Below are 580 nucleotides of genomic sequence, written 5' to 3'. Positions count from 1 at the left end.
AGTAAGTGGCGTCCCCAAGGGGATTCGAACCCCTGTTACCGCCGTGAAAGGGCGGTGTCCTAGGCCTCTAGACGATGGGGACACATAAATGTGTCACTAGGACAACTGAATTTTTAGACTCGTTTCAGGCGAGCTTTCTTAATAACACTACACTTCCCTATTAAAATAGTAAGTGGCGTCCCCAAGGGGATTCGAACCCCTGTTACCGCCGTGAAAGGGCGGTGTCCTAGGCCTCTAGACGATGGGGACACATAAATGTGTCACTAGGACAACTGAATTTTTAGACTCGTTTCAGGCGAGCTTTCTTAATAACACTGCACTTCTCTATTAAAATAAGTAAGTGGCGTCCCCAAGAGATTAGTACTCTTGATAACGTCGTGCATAGAGAGTGCGGTGTCACACTGCTTTACACAATACTTAAAATAGTAAGTGGCGTCCCCAAGGGGATTCGAACCCCTGTTACCGCCGTGAAAGGGCGGTGTCCTAGGCCTCTAGACGATGGGGACACATAAATGTGTCACTAGGACAACTGAATTTTTAGACTCGTTTCAGGCGAGCTTTCTTAATAACACTGCACTTC

At 47.2% G+C, this 580-nt stretch carries 3 tRNA genes; all 3 read right to left on the bottom strand.

The window, feature by feature from the left end:
• Window positions 1-6 precede the first annotated feature (6 nt).
• Window positions 7-82, bottom strand: a tRNA-Glu gene (locus H5090_RS20560).
• A 91-nt stretch (window positions 83-173) separates the two neighbouring features.
• Window positions 174-249: transfer RNA gene (locus H5090_RS20555), tRNA-Glu, on the bottom strand.
• 181 nt (window positions 250-430) lie between these two features.
• Window positions 431-506 (bottom strand) — tRNA-Glu (locus H5090_RS20550).
• Window positions 507-580: the final 74 nt, after the last annotated feature.

Source organism: Pseudoalteromonas sp. SR43-5 (assembly GCF_014163835.1).
In the GTDB taxonomy this organism is placed as follows: Bacteria; Pseudomonadota; Gammaproteobacteria; order Enterobacterales; family Alteromonadaceae; genus Pseudoalteromonas; species Pseudoalteromonas distincta.
The sequence above is the reverse complement of the archived record's forward strand: the minus strand, read 5'-3'. Positions and strand labels throughout refer to the sequence as shown.